We start from the raw sequence: 16,721 nt of genomic DNA, 5'->3' as shown, positions 1-16,721 counted from the left end.
GTCCCCCGCGGGACGCGGGAATTCTTAGTGGTTATGACTCAAGGCGTTGGACAGCAGGCGTGCCGTGATGTCCACGATGGGGATGACGCGCTCGTACGACATGCGGGTGGGACCGATCACGCCCAGCGTGCCGACGACCTGGCCATCGACGCCATACGGCGCGGTGATGACCGAGACTTCGTCCAACGGCACCAGCTGAGAATCCCCGCCGATGTAGATCTGGACGCCCTGGGCCCGGCTGGACACGTCCAGCAGTTGCAGCAGGTCGGTCTTCTTTTCGAACAGCGCGAACATCTTGCGCAGCCGGTCCATGTCCGACGCGATGTCAGTGACGTCCAGCAGCTTGCGTTCGCCGGAAATCACCACGGCGTCGCCGTCTTCGATGGCCTCCGTGCCGGCTTCGACCGCGGCCTGCATCAGGCGCGAGATATCGTCGCGCAACTGCGCCAGCTCGGTCGCCAGCGTGCGGCGCACGGCGTCGAAGGACTTGCCGGCGAAGTGCACGTTGAAGAAATTGGCCGCCTCCAGCAGTTCGTGTTCGGCGTAATCGCGCTGGACGAACAGGATGCGGTTCTGCACGTCGCCGTCCGGCGTGACGATGATCAGCAGCACGCGCTTGTCGGAAAGGCGGATGAATTCGATCTGGCGGAAAACCTGGGCGCGCTTGGGGGTGAGCACGACGCCGGCGAACTGCGTGAGGTTGGACAGCAGGGCCGCCGCCGCATTCACCGCCCGCGCGGGCTCGGCCGCCGGCAGGCTTTCGCGGATATGCTCGGGCTGGATGTCATAGCTGCGCACCGCCAGCAGCGAATCGACGAAGAGCCGGTAGCCGCGTGGCGTGGGAATCCGCCCGGAAGAAGTATGCGGGCTGTGGATCAGCCCGGACTCTTCCAGATCCGCCATCACATTCCGTATGGTGGCCGGGGAAAGATCGAACACCTTCGAAAGCGTGCGCGATCCGACCGGTTGGCCGTCGGCGATATAGCGTTCAATCAACGCCTTGAGCAGTGCGCGTGCGCGGTCGTCCATGTCGCTATTCTATGGAAACTTTTTTGCAACGGTGCCAATTTTGTCCCTTAAAGGCAAATATGACCCCATATAATCGTTGAATCCTAGCTCAAACCCACACCGGACGCCGCCTCCAGCATGCATTTCCCGACTGTCGCCCTCATCGGCAGATACCAGGACACCGGACTGGACGCACCGCTGCGCGCCTTGGCCCAGATGTTGACCGAGGAAGGCCGCGCCGTGCTTATTGAAAAGGACACGTCCCACAATACCGGCCTGGCGGAATTCCCCGTGGCGGACATCGACGAAATCGGCCGGCGCGCCGATCTGGCCGTGGTGATGGGCGGCGACGGCACCATGCTGGGCGCGGCGCGCGTCCTGGCGCCGCACGGCGTGCCCCTGATCGGGGTCAATCACGGCAGGCTGGGCTTCATCACCGACGTGCCCCTGCACGACGCCAAGAGCGCCCTGTCGCGCGTGCTGGAGGGCAACTTCAAGGCCGAGGACCGCATGCTGCTGGAAGGCGGCATCTGGCGCGGCGACCAGCAATTGTTTTCCTCATCCGCGGTGAACGACGTCGTGCTCAACCGCGCCGGCCGCGGCGGGATGATCGAAGTGCGGGTCGAACTGGACGGGATTTTCATGTACACGCAGCGGGCGGATGGACTGATCGTCGCCACGCCCACGGGGTCCACGGCCTACGCCCTGTCGTCCAACGGGCCCATCCTGCATCCGGGCCTGCAGGCCATGGTGCTGGTGCCGGTGGCGCCGCAGACCTTGTCGAACCGGCCCATCGTCATCCCGGACAACGGCGAACTGGCGATGACCCTGACCGGCATGGGCCGCGTCGAACATGGCGCCTCCTGCCATTTCGACATGCAGACCTGGTCGGACCTGCAGCCCGGCGACCGCATCGTGGTCCGCCGCGCGCCGCACACTATCCGCTTCCTGCATCCCGAAGGCTACAGCTTCTTCACGACCCTGCGACGCAAGCTGCATTGGAACCTGATGCCGCAAGCCACCGACAGCGGAGAATGACGCCGCCATGCTGCGCACGCTGCATATCCGGGACTTCGTTATCGTTGAGAAGACCGACATCCATTTCGGTGCTGGTTTTACCGTGTTTTCCGGCGAAACCGGCGCCGGCAAGTCCATCCTGATCGACGCGCTGGCGCTGACGCTGGGCGAACGCGCCGACGCGTCCGTACTGCGCGAAGGCGCGGCGCGCGCCGACATCAGCGCGGTATTCGACACGCCCGAGCATCTGCGCCCCTGGCTCGCCGAACGCGAAATCGACGCCGAGGACGAACTCGTCCTGCGCCGCGTGGTGGACGCGCAGGGCCGCAGCCGCGCCTTCGTGAACGGCGTGCCGTCCACCGTCGCGCAGTTGCGCGAGCTGGGCGACAGCCTGGTGGATATCCACGGCCAGCACGCCCATCAAAGCCTGATGCGGCCCGATGCCCAGCGCGACCTGCTGGACACCCAGGGCGGCCATGGCGACCTGCGGCAAGCGGTGTCGCAGGCCTGGAAGCGCTGGCGCCAACTGGCCAAGCAGCTGGAAGGCGCCGAACGCGACAGCGCGACGCTGGAAGCCGATCGCGAACGCCTGCAATGGCAGGCCGACGAACTGGACAAGCTGGATCCTCACCCGGGCGAATGGGAAACGCTGCAGACCGAGCACACGCGCCTGTCGCATGCGCAATCGCTGCTGGACGGGGCTTCGCGCACCGTGCAGGCGCTGGATGGCGACGATGAATCCGCGCACAGCCGGGTGGTGGCCGCGGCGCACGTGCTGGAACAGCTCAAGCGCCACGATCCCGAACTGGCGGGCGTCTACGATGAACTGGAGTCCGCCCGGATCGCCATCGCGGAGGCGGTCTCGGACCTGAACAACTATGTGAGTCGCGTCGAGCTGGACCCGGCCCGCCTGCAACAGGTCGAAGAACGGATGACCGCGGTATTCGAGCTGGGACGCAAGTTCAAGGTCGACCCCGAAGGCCTGCCCGAGCTGCGCGAATCGCTGCATGCCCAATTGGCGGACATGGCAGCGGCCGCCGACGTGGACGCGCTGCGCGCCCAGACCGAAGCGGCGCAGGCCGACTATGCCAAGGCCGCAACCAAGCTGTCGACCGCCCGCCGCAAGACCGCCAAGGAACTCGGCAAGCTGATTACCGACGCCATGCAGACGCTGGCGATGCAGGGAGGCCGCTTCGAAGTGGCAGTGGAAAAAGCCTCCGCGCCGTCGGCGCAGGGGGACGATGTCGTGGAATTCCTGGTCGCCGGACACGCCGGCACCACGCCCCGGCCGCTGGCCAAGGTCGCGTCGGGCGGCGAACTTTCGCGCATTTCGCTGGCCCTGTCGGTGATCGCCAGCCGGGCGGCACGCGTCCCCACCCTGATATTCGATGAAGTCGACAGCGGGGTGGGCGGCGCCGTGGCCGAGGTCGTGGGCCGCCTGCTCGGCGAACTCGGACAACGGCACCAGGTGCTGTGCGTGACCCACCTGCCCCAGGTCGCCGCGCGCGGCGGTGCCCATTACCAGGTCAGCAAGGCGGAAAAGGCAGGCACCACGCACTCGCGCATCGTCGAGCTGGATGCCGAAGCGCGCGTCGAGGAAATTGCGCGCATGCTGGGCGGAATCAAGATCACGGCCACCACCCGGCAGCACGCCCGGGAAATGCTCGGCGCCTGAACCGGTGGCCACCGCGGTGGCCAGCCGCTGGGGGCGCCTGCCGCCGGATCAACGGCGCGTGGCGCAGTCCCCGCACGTGCCGTAGAGCACCATCGCATGGCTTTCAAGTAGAAAGCTGTTGTCCTTGGCGATCTTGTGCTGGCGCTTTTCGATCTCGATATCGTTGAATTCGACCACTTTTCCGCAGTTGGTGCAGATCAGATGATCGTGGTGGTCGCCGTCGTTCAATTCGAAGACGGCCTTGCCGCTATCGAACTGGCTGCGCGCCAGGATGCCCGCCTGCTCGAACTGCGTGAGTACGCGGTAGACGGTGGCAAGGCCGATCTCGACGTTTTCGGCGATCAGGGCACGGTATACATCTTCCGCGCTAAGATGGCGCTGCTCTGCCTTACGGAAAATGTCCAGGATCTTGAGGCGCGGAAAGGTCGCCTTCAAACCCATGGTCTTGAGGTCGCTTTGATCGCTCATTGGTCCAATGGAAAACGGAATGACTGGATAAGCCTTTATGATAACGGTTTTGCCAGTATCCATTACGGGGAACCCCGAGTGTCCACGATCATACGTCCCACTTCCCGCCGCTTGAAGGCGGTCATCGCAGTCGGTGCGGTCGCCCTTGCCCTGGCGGGATGCAGCTCCGGCAAATGGGGCTTCCCGTACAAGGCGCCGGTCCAGCAAGGCAACTGGATCACCAGCGAGCAGGTCGGTCTGCTGCGCCCCGGCATGACCCGGGAACAGGTGCGGTTCGCACTGGGCAGCCCCACGCTGACCAGCGTGCTGCACGCCGACCGCTGGGACTATCCCTACTACTACAAGCCCGGCTATGGCGCCGCCCAGGAACGCAAGTTCACCGTTTTCTTCGAAAACGACAAGCTGACCCGCTGGGAGGGCGACCAGCAGCCTGCCGTGCAGCCCTATCAGTTGGCCGACGGGCCGTCCAATTCGGCCGGCACCAACGTGCCGCCGCCGCAGCCACCGGCGCCCGCCGGTACCGCCCCGGCCGGCCCGACCGGCGCCGGCCTGCCCGCCGGCGTCAGCGGTGGCAGCGGCACGACCGCCAATGTCAATGGCACGGGCGGCACGCCCACGACCATCAATGGCGCCAGCACCCCGGCCGCGCCCAGCCAGAAGTAGCGCCTACCCAGCAGCCAACGACAAGGATTTCACATGCGCATCGCCATTGCCGGCGCCGGCGGCCGGATGGGCCGCATGCTTATCGAAGCGGTCCTGAACCATCCCGACATGACGCTGACGGTCGCGCTCGACCGCGCGGGCAGCGACCAGGTCGGACAGGACGCCGGGGCCTTCCTGGGCCGCGATACCGGCGTGGCGATCACCGGTGACCTGCAGGCGCTGGCCGGCGCCGACTGCCTGATCGACTTCACGCGTCCGGAAGGCACGCTGGACCATCTGCGGGCCTGCGTGCGGCATGGCGTCAAGGCGGTGATCGGCACCACGGGCTTCGACGAAGCCGGCCGCGCCGAGATCGCCAAGGCGGCTGAAAGCATCGCCATCGTATTCGCGCCGAACATGAGCGTGGGCGTCAACGCGACGCTGCGCCTGCTGGACATGGCGGCACGCATCCTGAATTCGGGCTATGACGTGGAAGTGTTCGAAGCGCATCACAACAAGAAGGTGGATGCGCCATCGGGCACCGCGTTGAAGATGGGCGAAACCATCGCGCAGGCCTGGGGCGTGGACTTGCCCGACGTGGCCACGTGGACGCGGCATGGCGAGACGGGCGTGCGGGAACCGGGCACCATCGGGTTTTCCGTCGTGCGCGGCGGGGACATCGTCGGCGATCACACGGTGTACTTCTGCGGCATCGGCGAGCGCATCGAGATCACGCACCGCAGCACCAGCCGCGCAACATACGCGCAAGGCAGCCTGCGCGCCGCCGCCTTCCTGCGCGACAAGACGCAGGGGCTGTTCGATATGCAGAAGGTACTGGGACTGTAGGCCCCATTCAGGGCCGTACCGGCTCGGGCTCCAGGTCCACGCCATAGCGGGCCTGGACGTCCTCACGGATCGCGTCGGCCAGGGCCATGATGTCGGCGGCGCGAGCGCCGCCGCGATTGATCAGTACCAGCGCCTGGCGGTCATGCACGCCCACCGGTCCCAGCGAGCGCCCCTTCCACCCGCATTGGTCGATCAACCAGCCGGCCGCCAGTTTGTAGCGGCCGTCCGGCTGGGGGTAGGACACCAGTCCGGGAAAGCGCTCGCGCAGGACGGCATGCTGCCCGGCCGTCACGATCGGATTCTTGAAAAAGCTGCCGGCGTTGCCGATCACCGCGGGGTCCGGCAATTTCTGTCGGCGGATGGCGCATACGGCATCGAAGATCGCCTGCGCCGACACGGCGTCGGCCAGCGCCAGATGCTTCCGCAGATCGGGATAATCGAGCACGGGCCGCCAGGGCCGCGGCAAGGCGAAGCGCACCGACACGATGGCCCATCGGCCAGGCGCGTCGTGCTTGAAACGACTGTCCCGATAGGCGAAGCGGCAGTCCCCTGCCGACATTTCGACCCTCTCGCCGCGCGCGATGTCCCACGCCGTCAGCCCCAGGAAACGCTGGTCCAGCTCGACGCCATACGCGCCGATGTTCTGCACGGGACTGGCACCGACCGTACCGGGTATCAGGGCGAGATTTTCCAGGCCATCCCACCCGTTGCGCAGGCATGCATCGACGAAACCGTGCCAGCTTTCGCCACCGCTGGCCTCGACGATCCACGCGTCGTCGCGCGCTTCGAGCAGCCGGATGCCGGGGATGGCCATGTGCGCCACCAGGCCTTCCATGGTGGACGGCAGCACGACGTTGCTGCCGCCGCCCAGGACGAAGGCTCGGCCGTACCGGCGGGCAAGCTCCGACAGGGCGGGAAGCTGCTCAGGCGAAACGATACGGACGTAGGCCTCCGCTTGCGACACCAGGCCGAAGGTGTTCAGCGGCGTAAGGCCCGCAGCCATCGGTGTGAGAGTGCCGGTTTCACCAACTGGCGCCGATGAGTTTGACATCGCTTTTTGTGATCTGATATAGTTTCTGTCTTCGCTGATTTTACGCGATGCGCAAAATGCAAGATGCGAACTGCACGGTGCAATGTGCGCAGGGCGAGTGAAGCAATGCGGGAATAGCTCAGTTGGTAGAGCGCAACCTTGCCAAGGTTGAGGTCGCGAGTTCGAGACTCGTTTCCCGCTCCAGAATTCCGGGCGCCATGTTTTACTCGGCGCCGACACGTTCAACAACATGATCGAAAAAAGGCCGAACACCTCGTGTTCGGCCTTTTTCCATTCTGGGCGGCTGAATCAGCTAATCACGCGAACGGCCGAACGGTTCCAGAATCCAGACGAGACATGTTGCTAACATGTCAGACTGATGTTAATGTGCGGTCATGGATACCTCTCCCGCAGACCATCTCCGCAACCAGGCCTACGAACGCTTCAGGCAGCAGGTGCTCGCTTCGCGCTTGAAGCCGGGCCAATTCGTCTCCCAGCAGGAACTGACGCTGCTGCTGGGCATGCCGCTGGGCGCCGTGCGCGAAATGATCCCGCGCTTGGAAGCGGCGCGGCTCATCACGACCGTGCCGAAACGCGGTCTGCAGATTGCCGCCGTGGATCTCAAGCTGATACGGAACGCGTTCCAGACGCGCACGGTGATAGAACGCGAAGCGATGACGCAATATGTCCGCGACGCCACCGACGACGAGATCGACGACGTCATCGCCCAGCACCGCGCCATCCTGGCGCGCGCGGAGACTCCCTCGACCGACCCGGCCCTGGACGAGGACGCGCTCGCCGTCGACTGGGGACTGCACAATCGGATGGTCGATGCGATGGACAATGAAATCCTGTCGGACATCTATCGGGTCAACAACCTGCACATCAAGCTGATCCGCATTGACAGTGCGATGGCGCGCCCCATGCGCGTCGTACCCGCCATGCAGGAGCACCTGGCATTTCTGGAGGCAGTGCGCGCCCGCGATGAATCGCGTGCCGTCGCCTTGATGGTCGCCCATATCGACGCATCCCGCCAGCGCGTGCTGGCGCGTGCCAATGGCCTCGCGGCAGACCCTGCGGAGGAGCGCAGAACCGCCTGAGCGCCAACCCGCCATTCCATAGAAGAACCAGGAGACAAGCATGATCAAGCTCAAACGCGCCCTTGCGGGCGCGGCGGCGGCGCTCGCCTTTTCGGCGGCCGCCCAGCCCTTCCCCGCCAGGCCCGTATCCATCGTGGTGCCCTTCGCCGCCGGCGGCAACAACGACGTATCGGGCCGCATCATCGCGCAGGAGATGGCCAGGAATCTTGGCCAGGCCGTGGTTGTGGACAACAAGACCGGAGCAGGCGGAGCGATAGGCGCGACGTTCGTGGCCAAGGCCAAACCAGACGGCTATACCCTGGGTTTTCTGTCGAGCGGCCCGCTCGCGGGCAACGCCAGCCTTTACAAAAGCCTTCCGTACGACGCCGCGAAGGACTTCGTGCCAATAGCGCGTACGACTACCAGCCCCAGCGTGCTGGTGGTCAACACTTCGGTACCGGCCAATACACTCGACGAATTCATCGCCTACGTCAAGGCCCACCCGGGCAAGGTCAATTACGGCACGTCGGGCACAGGTTCGTCCCCACATCTGGCGGGCGTTCTTTTCCAGAAGATGGCCGCTGTCGAGATGACCGCGGTGCCTTATCGGGGCGGCAGCCAGGTCAACTCCGACCTGCTCGCGGGCCAGATCCAGGCCTCGTTCAGCCCCATACTCGAAGTGATGCCGCTCATCCAGGCCGGCAAGCTCAAGGCGATCGCGGTTACCAGCGCACAGCGCAGCCCCTTGCTGCCACAGGTCCCCGCCATCGCGGAACGCCTGCACGGCTACGAGTTGATTACCTGGAACGGCCTCGTGGCGCCAGCCGGTACGCCACCGGACGTCGTCGAGCGCCTGAACGCGGAAGTGGTCAAGGCGGTGAACGCGCCGGAAGTCAAAGCGCAACTGCTTCAACTGGGCCTGGAGGCTGCGCCCACCAGTTCGAGCGATTTCGGCGCATATATCAGCCAAGAGACGGCCACCTTCGCCCGCCTGGTGAAGTTGGCTGGCATTGAACCGCAGTAAGTGAACCGAACCACAGCGACATCGAGGAAGACAGACACCATGACCAAGACCTTCAGCCCGGCCGACATCCAAGGCATCGTTCCGCCCCTGGTCACGCCGTTTACCGAGGACGGCGTGCTCGACGAAAAGTCCTTGCGCAGCACCATCCGCTTCATGTTGAACCAGGGGGTGCACGGCCTGGTAGCGGGCGGCAGTTCCGGCGAGGGCTATTCCCTGACGACCGGCGAATTGGCCCGCATCACCGAAATCGCCGCGGAAGAAATCGACGGAACGGTGCCCCTGGTGGCGGGCGTCATCGCCAACAGCACGCGCGACGCGATCGCCAAGGTGCGCGCCGTGCAGAAGCTGGGGATATCCGCGCTGCAGGTCACGCCGTCGCACTATATCTACAAGACGGACGAGGAATCGATGCTGCGCCACTTCCGCGAGATCGCCGCCGAGACCGACATCCCGATTCTCATCTACAACGTCATCCCCTGGAACTACTTGTCGCCCGCGTTGCTCTTGCGCGCCATGCGCGAAATTCCCGGCGTGGCGGGCGTCAAGCAAAGCGCGGGCGACCTCAAGTCGCTGGCCGACCTGATGATCGGCGCCCAACCGGGCGACCGCATCTTCGCCGCGGTGGATTCCCTGCTGTATCCATGCATGGTGCTGGGCGCGCACGGCGTCATTTCCATACTGACCACCGCCGTCCCGGGCGCGCTGATCCAGTTGTGGGACGCGGTAAAGCGAGGCGACCACATCTTCGCCAAGGATATGCATGAACGGCTGCTGCGCCTGTGGAATGCGATCTATGCCGACAATCGCGTTGCGACGACCAAATTCACCTTGGCGCTGCAAGGGGCGCCGACTGGCCACACGCTGCGCCCCGTGGCGGCGGTCACCGCGGCGCAGCAAGCCGCTATTCGGGAAGCGCTGTCGCAGGTCATTCCGCCCGAGCAACTGAAAGGCGCTTGAACCATGCCGCGTTTCGCTGCCAACCTGACCATGCTTTTCACCGAGCTGCCTTTCATGCAGCGCTTCGAAGCCGCGGCGCAAGCGGGCTTCGAAGCGGTGGAGTATCTCTTTCCCTATCCGTTCGAGAAACAGGAGCTGGCCGCAGCGCTGAACGCCAACGGCTTGGCCCAGGTGCTGCACAACCTGCCAGCGGGCGATTGGGACGCCGGCGAACGCGGCATCGCCTGCCATCCCAACCGCGAGGCCGAGTTCCGCGCGGGCGTGGGCCGCGCCATCGAGTACGCGACCGTGCTGCGAAGTCCGCAGGTGAACTGCCTGGCCGGCAAACTACCTGATGGCGTAAACCGTCAGGATGCGCGCACGACGCTGGTCGAGAACCTGCGCTACGCGGCGCGCGAGTTGGAAAAGGCCGGCCTCAAGCTGCTGATCGAGCCGGTCAATAGTTTCGATATCCCGGGATTTTTCCTTACCCGCACCGATCAGGCGCTGACGCTGTTGGACGAGGTGGGTTCCGACAATCTGCGCATCCAGTACGACATCTACCATGCGCAACGGATGGAAGGCGAACTGGGCAATACCCTGAGCACGCACCTGTCGCGCATCGGCCACATCCAGCTGGCCGACAACCCCGGACGGGGCGAACCTGGCACGGGCGAGATCAACTACCACTGGCTGCTTCGCCACATCGACGCCATCGGCTATACGGGTTGGATAGGCTGCGAGTACAAGCCACGCGCGACCACGATCGAGGGGTTGGGGTGGCGTTCGTCCGCCGGCATGACTACAGGTTGAGCCGAGAAGCTACGACCAGACAGACTTGGAGACATCACCATGAACATTGCGGCGCCCCGCAAAGTGGGCTTCATCGGTCTGGGCATCATGGGCACGCCCATGGCCGGCCACCTGGCCGACGCCGGCCATACGCTATTCGTGCACACGCGCAGCCAGGTTCCGCCTGGCGTTCGTGACAAAGCGAAAGTCTGCACGTCCGGCACCGACGTGACGCGGAATGCCGACGTGATCTTCCTGATGTTGCCGGACACTCCCGACGTGGAAAAGGTGCTGTTCGGCACCGACGGCGTCGCGGCGGGGCTGTCCGCGGGGAAAACCGTGGTGGACTGCAGTTCCATCGATCCGCTCGCCACCAGGGATTTCGCGGCGCGCATCGCCAAGCTCGGCTGCGGGTATCTGGACGCCCCCGTCTCCGGCGGCGAAGTCGGCGCCAAGGCGGCCACCCTGACCATCATGTGTGGCGGTGACGCGAAAACCTTCGAGTCGGTGCGTCCGCTGCTGGAGACCATGGGCAGGAACGTGACACTGGTGGGCGAAGCGGGTGCTGGCCAGATTACCAAGGTAGCCAACCAGATCGTTGTCGCATTGAACATCGCGGCCGTGGGCGAGGCCCTGCTCTTCGCCAGCAAGGCCGGCGCGGACCCGGCGAAGGTGCGCCAGGCGCTGATGGGCGGTTTCGCCGCCAGCCGTGTCCTGGAAGTCCATGGCGAGCGCATGATCGGGCGCAACTTCCAACCGGGCTTTCGCATCGCGCTGCATCAGAAAGACTTGAACCTCGCCATTCAGAGCGCGCGCCGCCTAGGCCTGGCGTTGCCCCAGACCGCCGGTGCCGCTCAGCTGATGAACGCCTGCGACGCGCTCGGACACGGGCCGTCCGACCATTCCGCGCTGGTCGTCGCGCTCGAGGCGCTGGCGCGTCATGCGATCAAGCGCGAGGGAAATTCGACGCTTTCCAGGCAATGAACGCCTACTCCGCAACGATGCCCTTCTCCCTGATCAGCTTCCCCCAGACATCACTGTCCGTACGTGCGCGGTCCAGGAATCCGGCTGCATCGCCCTGCCACAGGATCAGGCCCTGGGCTGCGTAGAACGCCTGGACCTTGGGATCCTGCTGGGCCTTGTGCAATGCATCGGCGAGCTTCGCCGTGATCTCACCGGGCAATCCGGCCGGCCCCACGAGGCCCACCCAGCCCGCGATCTTCGGCAGTTCATAGCCCTGTTCGGAGGACGTCGGCACGTCCGGCAGCAAAGCGCTGCGCTTGTCCGCGAAAACGACGATCGGCCGCAATTTTCCGGCTCGGGCGGGCCCAGCTACCGCGCCCACTACGTTGGACAGCAGGTCCGTCTCATTGCCTATGACGCTCGTCACCGCGGGTGCCGTGCCTTTATAGGGGACGTGCAGCAACGATATACCTGCTCGGTCCGATAGCATCTCCACCGAGAGCTGGGACGCGGACCCCACACCCGAACTTGCGTAGGTGATGCGCCCCGGCGCCGCCCTGGCCTTGCGGACCAGCGTATCCAGATCGGTGATGCCGCTTTTGTCACTGGCGGTCAGGACCATCACGACATCAGCCGCGGGAGCGATATAGGTGAAGTCCTTGAACGGGTCATAGGCCGCCTTCTTGAATAGATGCGGTCCCAGGCTCAATTGGGAAGCGATCCCCATCATCAGCGTATATCCATCCGGCTTCATCTGCGCCACGCTCGCCGCTGCAATCGTGCCACCGGCGCCGGCCTGGTTTTCGACGACGACGGGCTGGCCCAGATACTTGCCCATCTCGGCCGCGAGCAGACGCGCAACGCCATCCGCGGCCGACCCGGGCGATTGCCCCACGATGAGCCGGATGGGCCGCTCCGGGTATTGGTGCTGGGCATGAGCCAGCGAAACGCCGGCCATCAGCGCCGAAAGCGCCGCCCCCGCGATCAGTCTTTTCATGGTTTCCCTTTGTCCGAGGCGACGGACGCCCGTCTCTCGCAACTACGATATATAGCCACGTGGCCGCGCTCTTCGTAGATTCGCGACAACGTGAAGTACAAAAGCGACAGGCAGGGGAATACCCTGCTTCGAACATGCGCCAACTACGGCATTCTCGCTGTCATGCGGCGACGGTACCGCCGTCATGCGAACGCGGCCGGTTCTGCCGGGCGCCAGGGCGCGTCAAGGCCAAGGAGGTCCGATGGATTGGGAAACCCGATTGGAAGACACGGTGTGCGAGACCGACCGCCCCAGCCTGGCGGTTGGCTTTGTCCTGCTGCCGAACTTCACCCTGATGGCGCTGACCTGCTTCGTCGAAGTTCTGAGGCATGCTGCCGACAAAGGAGACCGCAGCAGCCAGTTGCTTTGTTCGTGGACCGTCATGACCCACGATGGCGCCGCCGTGCTGTCCAGCTGCGGAATACGGATAACGCCGACTTGCGGCCTGCTGGATCCCAAGCGTTTCGACTATGTCGTCGTGGTGGGAGGAAAACTCCCGGAAGGCCTGGAGTACGACGGCCGAGTCCTGGCGTATGTAAAGCAGGCCTCGCGTGTGGGGGCGGCACTGGTGGGCGCGTGTACCGGGTCGTTCGTACTTGCCAAAGCGGGTCTGCTGAATGGTGTGCGCAGCAGCGTCCATTGGTACCACTACGAAGAATTCCTGAGTCATTTCCCCGCCGCCCTGCCCGTCACCGACGAAATCTTCTCAATAGATCAGGGCATCATTACATGCGCGGGAGGCGCGTCGACCAGCGATCTCGCGATGTACTTGGTGCAGCGCCATTGCGGCCCGGAACGGGCGCTGAAATGCATGAGGCAACTCGTGCTGGCGCAGTTACGGCCCCCAGCCCATCCCCAGTTCGATTCCGTGTCGGGCAGCGCGGCCCCAACCGACCCCCGGCTTCGCAAGGCGGTCTTCCTGATGGAACGCAACCTGCAAGCGCCGCTATCCCTGGACGACCTGGCCAAAAGGGTCAACGTCAGCTCGCGCCAGCTTTCCAGGCTTTTCAAAAGCCAGTACGCGGAAACCATTACCCAGCACTATCGCTCGTTGCGCTTGACGTACGCCCGATATCTTCTGGAAAAGACCGATCACACGCTGGAGCGGATCGCGCAGGAATGCGGATTCACCGACGCCTCGCATATGAACAGGCTGTTCCGCGCGAAGTTCTCGCTGTTACCGAGCCAGTGTCGCGATGCGCGGCGACGCAACGCGTAGCCATGGTCGGCCAGGCGCTGCTATGGACGCCTGGGCGTTGCGATCCTGGCCGCACCCGGCCCCCAGGTGTCGGCCAGCACGTAGCCATCGGGATAGGGATCGTCGGGATCGCGGCCGTAGTGTTCCATCGAATAGATCCACGCCCGTCCCGATATCCGAGGAACGACCGCGGCACGCGCCCCCACCTGCGTCGTACGCACGATCTCGCAATCGAAGCGGCTATCGATCAGGCTGTACATGGCCGCTTGCCCGCCGACGTCCAGGAGACCGCGCGCATGCATCACCGCCAGTCTGGCGGCGCTCCCGGTGCCGCAGGGAGAGCGGTCGACGCGGCCGGGAAAGATAATATTGCAGTTGCGGAACCCTTCGGGATGAGACCCGGCGAAGAGCGCGTACTCGATCAGATTTACCTGCTCGAATACTGGATGCCGCACCGCGATCTGGGCGGCCGCCGCCTGCTGGATCGCCGCACCGATCTCCACCAGTCGACGCGCCTCTGTCCGATCCAAGGCCAGGCCCAGCTGGCGCGGGTCGACCAAGGCGAAATAACAGCCCCCAAACGCGACGTCCACGGTAATGCGGCCCAGCCCGGGCACATCGACCGGGTGGTCGAGATGCTCGACGAAACTGGGCACCATCTCCAGTGAAACACGTTGGCACTTCCCGTCCTTGCATTGCGCGGCTACGTGGATCAGGCCGGATGGAGTCTCCAGCACCAATCGGGTTTCGGGTTCGCGCATGGGCACCATGCCGGTTTCCAACAGCGCGGTGGCAACGCACATGCAATTCGATCCGGACAGGGCATGCGCGCCATCGGGTTGCAAGGGAATGAAGGCGATGTGTGCGTCGGGATGAACCGCGGGCAACAGCACATTCACCGTCATCTGCGCGGCCCCTCTGGGCTCGAACAGCAGGAACCGCAGAAGTGCGTCGTCGACGGTGTTGATGTGATGCATCTTTTCCAGCAACGTTCCGCCTGGAATATGCGGCACCCCGCCGGTAATGACACGGCCGATTTCGCCTTCCGCGTGCACGCCTATTGCAGAAACCATCCGGTTCCAACGCATGGCACTCCATCCTTTTCGCGATTCTTCGCACCGCCTTCAGGATAAGGGGCGTGGCTTTAGTCCCCGCTGGTAGATTCCGGCCATATTCGAGTATGGATACGACGATGGTCTGCCACCACGGCGGCACCCGGTGGCGAAACCGAAATCCGTATCACCACGCGAGCGCGTAGGCTTCCCGGCGCGGGTCGGCGCCAGCGTGGAGCAGACGAGTATGCGGATCGCGCAAGACGACGCACACCGCGCCGCTCATCGCGGGCAGCACGGGTATGGCCTGTACATCGTGTCCCAGCGCCCGCATCGCGTCGAAGACCGCCTGCGGCATATTCTCCTCGAGGCACAGGCGGCCAGGCATGTAGTCGTGCGGCGCGAACGAGTTCGGGAAGTTCGCACTGGAAAAGCGGGGCGCCTCGACGGCTTGCTGCACCTGCATGCCGAACTCCGTGATATTGAGGAAGACCTGCAGCATCGCCTGAGATTGCACATCGCCACCCGGTGTGCCAAAGCAAAGGTAAGGCTTGCCGTCGCGCAGCGCCATGCCCGGGCTTGGCGTCAGGCGCGGGCGCTTGCCGGGCTCGACCTTGGCCGGATGGCCATCCTGCAGACGCGACTGATGGCCGCGCGTCGATATGACCATGCCCAACCCAGGCACCACGGGAGCATCATGCGACGTATCCGACAAGGTCGCCGAGTAGGCGTTGCCGTACCTGTCCATCACGCTGGCGTGGATGGTGTCCGGCGACATGCCCACGGGTCCGGATGCAGCCCTGTCTCCACCCGTATTGCGGTTCGACACCCCAGGGATGTCGCCCGGCTCGGGCATTGCACCGAAGCACGCATCGGGGCGGATGCGAGCACGCTGCGCGCGGGCATAGGCATCCGAGAGCAGCGTCGCCGTGGGCACATCGATGAACTTCGGATCGCCGATATACGCCTCTCGATCCGCGAAGGACAGGTTCAGCGCCTCGGTGAGCAGATGCACATAGGCAGGCGAGTTGCGCCCCAACCCTCGCAGATCGTCATGCTCCAGGAGCTTGAGCGTCTGCAGCAATACGATGCCCTGGCACCAGGTATCGCAGGAGTGGACTTCGGTGCCGTGGTAGACCGCGTGGATGCTGTCTTCCGGCTCCACCTCGAATGCGGCCAGGTCTTCATGGCGGAGGAATCCGCCGCTGTCCTGCTGGAACCGGCCGATCGCATCAGCGATCGGCCCGCGGTAGAAATGATCATGCACGGCCCGCAGCTTCCTGTCGCGGTCGCCATGCGCGCCACGCTCGGCCTCGACCAGGCTTTCCAGTGTCCTGGCAAGATCTCGCTGGACGAACAACTCGCCGACATCGGGGGTCCGCCCGCCCGGCACGAAGATCTCCCTGCTCGAAGGCCAGCGCTCATATCTCCACCTGGCCTGGCGCAGGCTTTCCGCCAGAAAGGGATACGTGGCGAACCCGTCCCGAGCAAGCTCCAGGGCCGGCGCCACGGCCTCGGCGAAGGATATGGTCCCGTATCGACGCAAGGCGGTGATGTGCGTGGCCGGCGCCGCTGGCACCACCGTGCGCAGCACCCCGTCCGGCACGGAAAAACCATCCCCTTCGGCGACCAGCCGCGGGATATCCGTAGCTGCCGGCCAGTGCCCCAGGCCCGGCAGCGATACGACCCGGCCGAGCTTTTGCACGTAGATCAGCGTCGGCGCGACCCCGGCCACCGATACGACGTCCGGCTGCAGCACGGCCAGCGCGAAAGCAGCCGTCACGCCCGCATCGATGGCGTTGCCGCCGGCGTCCAGTACCCGGTTGGCGGCAATGCTCGCAAGATAGTGGCCGGAGGACACGGCATGCTGCCTGCCCATGGGCGTGGGCCGCATGCTGACGGCGGGGATGGCCAGCGACACCGGGCCGCTTTCCGCTTGCTTGGGATGTTCCATT

The 16,721-nt window shown here is 64.8% G+C and carries 16 protein-coding genes and 1 tRNA gene; 11 read left to right on the top strand and 6 right to left on the bottom strand.

The genetic code is table 11. From position 1 onward, the window contains the following. Positions 1–24: 24 nt before the first annotated feature. Complete coding sequence (gene hrcA, locus CAL12_RS06220) at positions 25–1,029, bottom strand: heat-inducible transcriptional repressor HrcA (RefSeq protein ID WP_086063699.1); 1,005 nt, start codon at positions 1,027–1,029, stop codon at positions 25–27. A gap of 117 nt (positions 1,030–1,146) precedes the next feature. Here hrcA and CAL12_RS06215 point away from each other — a divergent pair, with 117 nt between their 5' ends. Both CAL12_RS06215 and recN read left to right on the top strand, forming a co-directional pair. Further along, the gene (locus tag CAL12_RS06215) at positions 1,147–2,046 is read left to right on the top strand and encodes an NAD kinase (RefSeq protein ID WP_086063698.1); all 900 of its coding nucleotides are present in this window, start codon (positions 1,147–1,149) and stop codon (positions 2,044–2,046) included. A gap of 7 nt (positions 2,047–2,053) precedes the next feature. Next, on the top strand, positions 2,054–3,700 hold the full coding sequence (gene recN, locus CAL12_RS06210; protein WP_086063697.1) for a DNA repair protein RecN: 1,647 nt from the start codon (positions 2,054–2,056) through the stop codon (positions 3,698–3,700). Positions 3,701–3,748: 48 nt separating this feature from the next. On the opposite strand, the gene fur is transcribed toward recN, so the two are convergent. Next, the gene (fur, locus tag CAL12_RS06205) at positions 3,749–4,168 is read right to left on the bottom strand and encodes a ferric iron uptake transcriptional regulator (RefSeq protein WP_086063696.1); all 420 of its coding nucleotides are present in this window, start codon (positions 4,166–4,168) and stop codon (positions 3,749–3,751) included. A gap of 87 nt (positions 4,169–4,255) precedes the next feature. Between fur and CAL12_RS06200 the strand changes: the two genes are divergently transcribed. Both CAL12_RS06200 and dapB read left to right on the top strand, forming a co-directional pair. Then, positions 4,256–4,831 carry an outer membrane protein assembly factor BamE gene (locus tag CAL12_RS06200; RefSeq protein WP_086067701.1) on the top strand — a complete coding sequence of 192 codons (576 nt, stop codon included), beginning with the start codon at positions 4,256–4,258 and terminating at the stop codon, positions 4,829–4,831. Between the two features lie 33 nt (positions 4,832–4,864). Continuing rightward, on the top strand, positions 4,865–5,656 hold the full coding sequence (gene dapB / locus CAL12_RS06195) for a 4-hydroxy-tetrahydrodipicolinate reductase (RefSeq protein WP_086063695.1): 792 nt from the start codon (positions 4,865–4,867) through the stop codon (positions 5,654–5,656). A gap of 7 nt (positions 5,657–5,663) precedes the next feature. Here dapB and murB read toward each other — a convergent pair whose 3' ends face one another. Further along, positions 5,664–6,659 carry a UDP-N-acetylmuramate dehydrogenase gene (gene murB / locus CAL12_RS06190; RefSeq protein ID WP_157792904.1) on the bottom strand — a complete coding sequence of 332 codons (996 nt, stop codon included), beginning with the start codon at positions 6,657–6,659 and terminating at the stop codon, positions 5,664–5,666. Between the two features lie 155 nt (positions 6,660–6,814). Between murB and CAL12_RS06185 the strand changes: the two genes are divergently transcribed. The 6 genes from CAL12_RS06185 (at position 6,815) to CAL12_RS06160 (ending at position 11,501) form a co-directional block, all read left to right on the top strand. Further along, positions 6,815–6,890, top strand: a tRNA-Gly gene (locus tag CAL12_RS06185). 191 nt (positions 6,891–7,081) lie between these two features. Continuing rightward, entirely contained in the window at positions 7,082–7,786 is a 705-nt protein-coding gene (locus tag CAL12_RS06180; RefSeq protein WP_086063693.1) for a GntR family transcriptional regulator, read from the top strand. Between the two features lie 40 nt (positions 7,787–7,826). Then, entirely contained in the window at positions 7,827–8,789 is a 963-nt protein-coding gene (locus tag CAL12_RS06175) for a Bug family tripartite tricarboxylate transporter substrate binding protein (protein ID WP_086063692.1), read from the top strand. A gap of 39 nt (positions 8,790–8,828) precedes the next feature. Continuing rightward, complete coding sequence (locus CAL12_RS06170; protein WP_086063691.1) at positions 8,829–9,746, top strand: dihydrodipicolinate synthase family protein; 918 nt, start codon at positions 8,829–8,831, stop codon at positions 9,744–9,746. A gap of 3 nt (positions 9,747–9,749) precedes the next feature. Further along, positions 9,750–10,538, top strand: coding sequence for a hydroxypyruvate isomerase (gene hyi / locus CAL12_RS06165; protein ID WP_086063690.1), 789 nt, complete (start codon positions 9,750–9,752; stop codon positions 10,536–10,538). A 39-nt stretch (positions 10,539–10,577) separates the two neighbouring features. Beyond that, positions 10,578–11,501: a 2-hydroxy-3-oxopropionate reductase gene (locus CAL12_RS06160; RefSeq protein ID WP_198298390.1), complete on the top strand. Its 924-nt coding sequence runs from the start codon at positions 10,578–10,580 to the stop codon at positions 11,499–11,501. Positions 11,502–11,505: 4 nt separating this feature from the next. On the opposite strand, the gene CAL12_RS06155 is transcribed toward CAL12_RS06160, so the two are convergent. Further along, complete coding sequence (locus CAL12_RS06155; protein ID WP_086063689.1) at positions 11,506–12,477, bottom strand: Bug family tripartite tricarboxylate transporter substrate binding protein; 972 nt, start codon at positions 12,475–12,477, stop codon at positions 11,506–11,508. Positions 12,478–12,718: 241 nt separating this feature from the next. Between CAL12_RS06155 and CAL12_RS06150 the strand changes: the two genes are divergently transcribed. Then, a complete protein-coding gene (locus CAL12_RS06150; protein WP_086063688.1) occupies positions 12,719–13,735 on the top strand; it encodes a GlxA family transcriptional regulator in 1,017 nt (338 codons plus the stop codon). Positions 13,736–13,755: 20 nt separating this feature from the next. Here the strand turns inward: CAL12_RS06150 and CAL12_RS06145 are convergent, their stop codons facing one another. Both CAL12_RS06145 and CAL12_RS06140 read right to left on the bottom strand, forming a co-directional pair. Further along, a complete protein-coding gene (locus CAL12_RS06145) occupies positions 13,756–14,787 on the bottom strand; it encodes a proline racemase family protein (protein WP_232464718.1) in 1,032 nt (343 codons plus the stop codon). A gap of 166 nt (positions 14,788–14,953) precedes the next feature. Next, the gene (locus tag CAL12_RS06140) at positions 14,954–16,720 is read right to left on the bottom strand and encodes a gamma-glutamyltransferase family protein (protein ID WP_086063686.1); all 1,767 of its coding nucleotides are present in this window, start codon (positions 16,718–16,720) and stop codon (positions 14,954–14,956) included. Position 16,721: the final 1 nt, after the last annotated feature.

The organism is Bordetella genomosp. 8, assembly GCF_002119685.1.
Classification (GTDB): Bacteria; Pseudomonadota; Gammaproteobacteria; order Burkholderiales; family Burkholderiaceae_B; genus Bordetella_C.
The sequence above is the reverse complement of the archived record's forward strand: the minus strand, read 5'-3'. Positions and strand labels throughout refer to the sequence as shown.

Bases quoted from the DNA above. Each gene is read 5' to 3' on its own strand.
- hrcA (WP_086063699.1), bottom strand. From the start codon at position 1,029: ATGGACGACCGCGCACGCGCACTGCTCAAGGCGTTGATTGAACGCTAT.
- CAL12_RS06215 (WP_086063698.1), top strand. From the start codon at position 1,147: ATGCATTTCCCGACTGTCGCCCTCATCGGCAGATACCAGGACACCGGA.
- recN (WP_086063697.1), top strand. From the start codon at position 2,054: ATGCTGCGCACGCTGCATATCCGGGACTTCGTTATCGTTGAGAAGACC.
- fur (WP_086063696.1), bottom strand. From the start codon at position 4,168: ATGAGCGATCAAAGCGACCTCAAGACCATGGGTTTGAAGGCGACCTTT.
- dapB (WP_086063695.1), top strand. From the start codon at position 4,865: ATGCGCATCGCCATTGCCGGCGCCGGCGGCCGGATGGGCCGCATGCTT.
- murB (WP_157792904.1), bottom strand. From the start codon at position 6,659: ATGGCTGCGGGCCTTACGCCGCTGAACACCTTCGGCCTGGTGTCGCAA.
- CAL12_RS06180 (WP_086063693.1), top strand. From the start codon at position 7,082: ATGGATACCTCTCCCGCAGACCATCTCCGCAACCAGGCCTACGAACGC.
- CAL12_RS06175 (WP_086063692.1), top strand. From the start codon at position 7,827: ATGATCAAGCTCAAACGCGCCCTTGCGGGCGCGGCGGCGGCGCTCGCC.
- CAL12_RS06170 (WP_086063691.1), top strand. From the start codon at position 8,829: ATGACCAAGACCTTCAGCCCGGCCGACATCCAAGGCATCGTTCCGCCC.
- hyi (WP_086063690.1), top strand. From the start codon at position 9,750: ATGCCGCGTTTCGCTGCCAACCTGACCATGCTTTTCACCGAGCTGCCT.
- CAL12_RS06160 (WP_198298390.1), top strand. From the start codon at position 10,578: ATGAACATTGCGGCGCCCCGCAAAGTGGGCTTCATCGGTCTGGGCATC.
- CAL12_RS06155 (WP_086063689.1), bottom strand. From the start codon at position 12,477: ATGAAAAGACTGATCGCGGGGGCGGCGCTTTCGGCGCTGATGGCCGGC.
- CAL12_RS06150 (WP_086063688.1), top strand. From the start codon at position 12,719: ATGGATTGGGAAACCCGATTGGAAGACACGGTGTGCGAGACCGACCGC.
- CAL12_RS06145 (WP_232464718.1), bottom strand. From the start codon at position 14,787: ATGGTTTCTGCAATAGGCGTGCACGCGGAAGGCGAAATCGGCCGTGTC.
- CAL12_RS06140 (WP_086063686.1), bottom strand. From the start codon at position 16,720: ATGGAACATCCCAAGCAAGCGGAAAGCGGCCCGGTGTCGCTGGCCATC.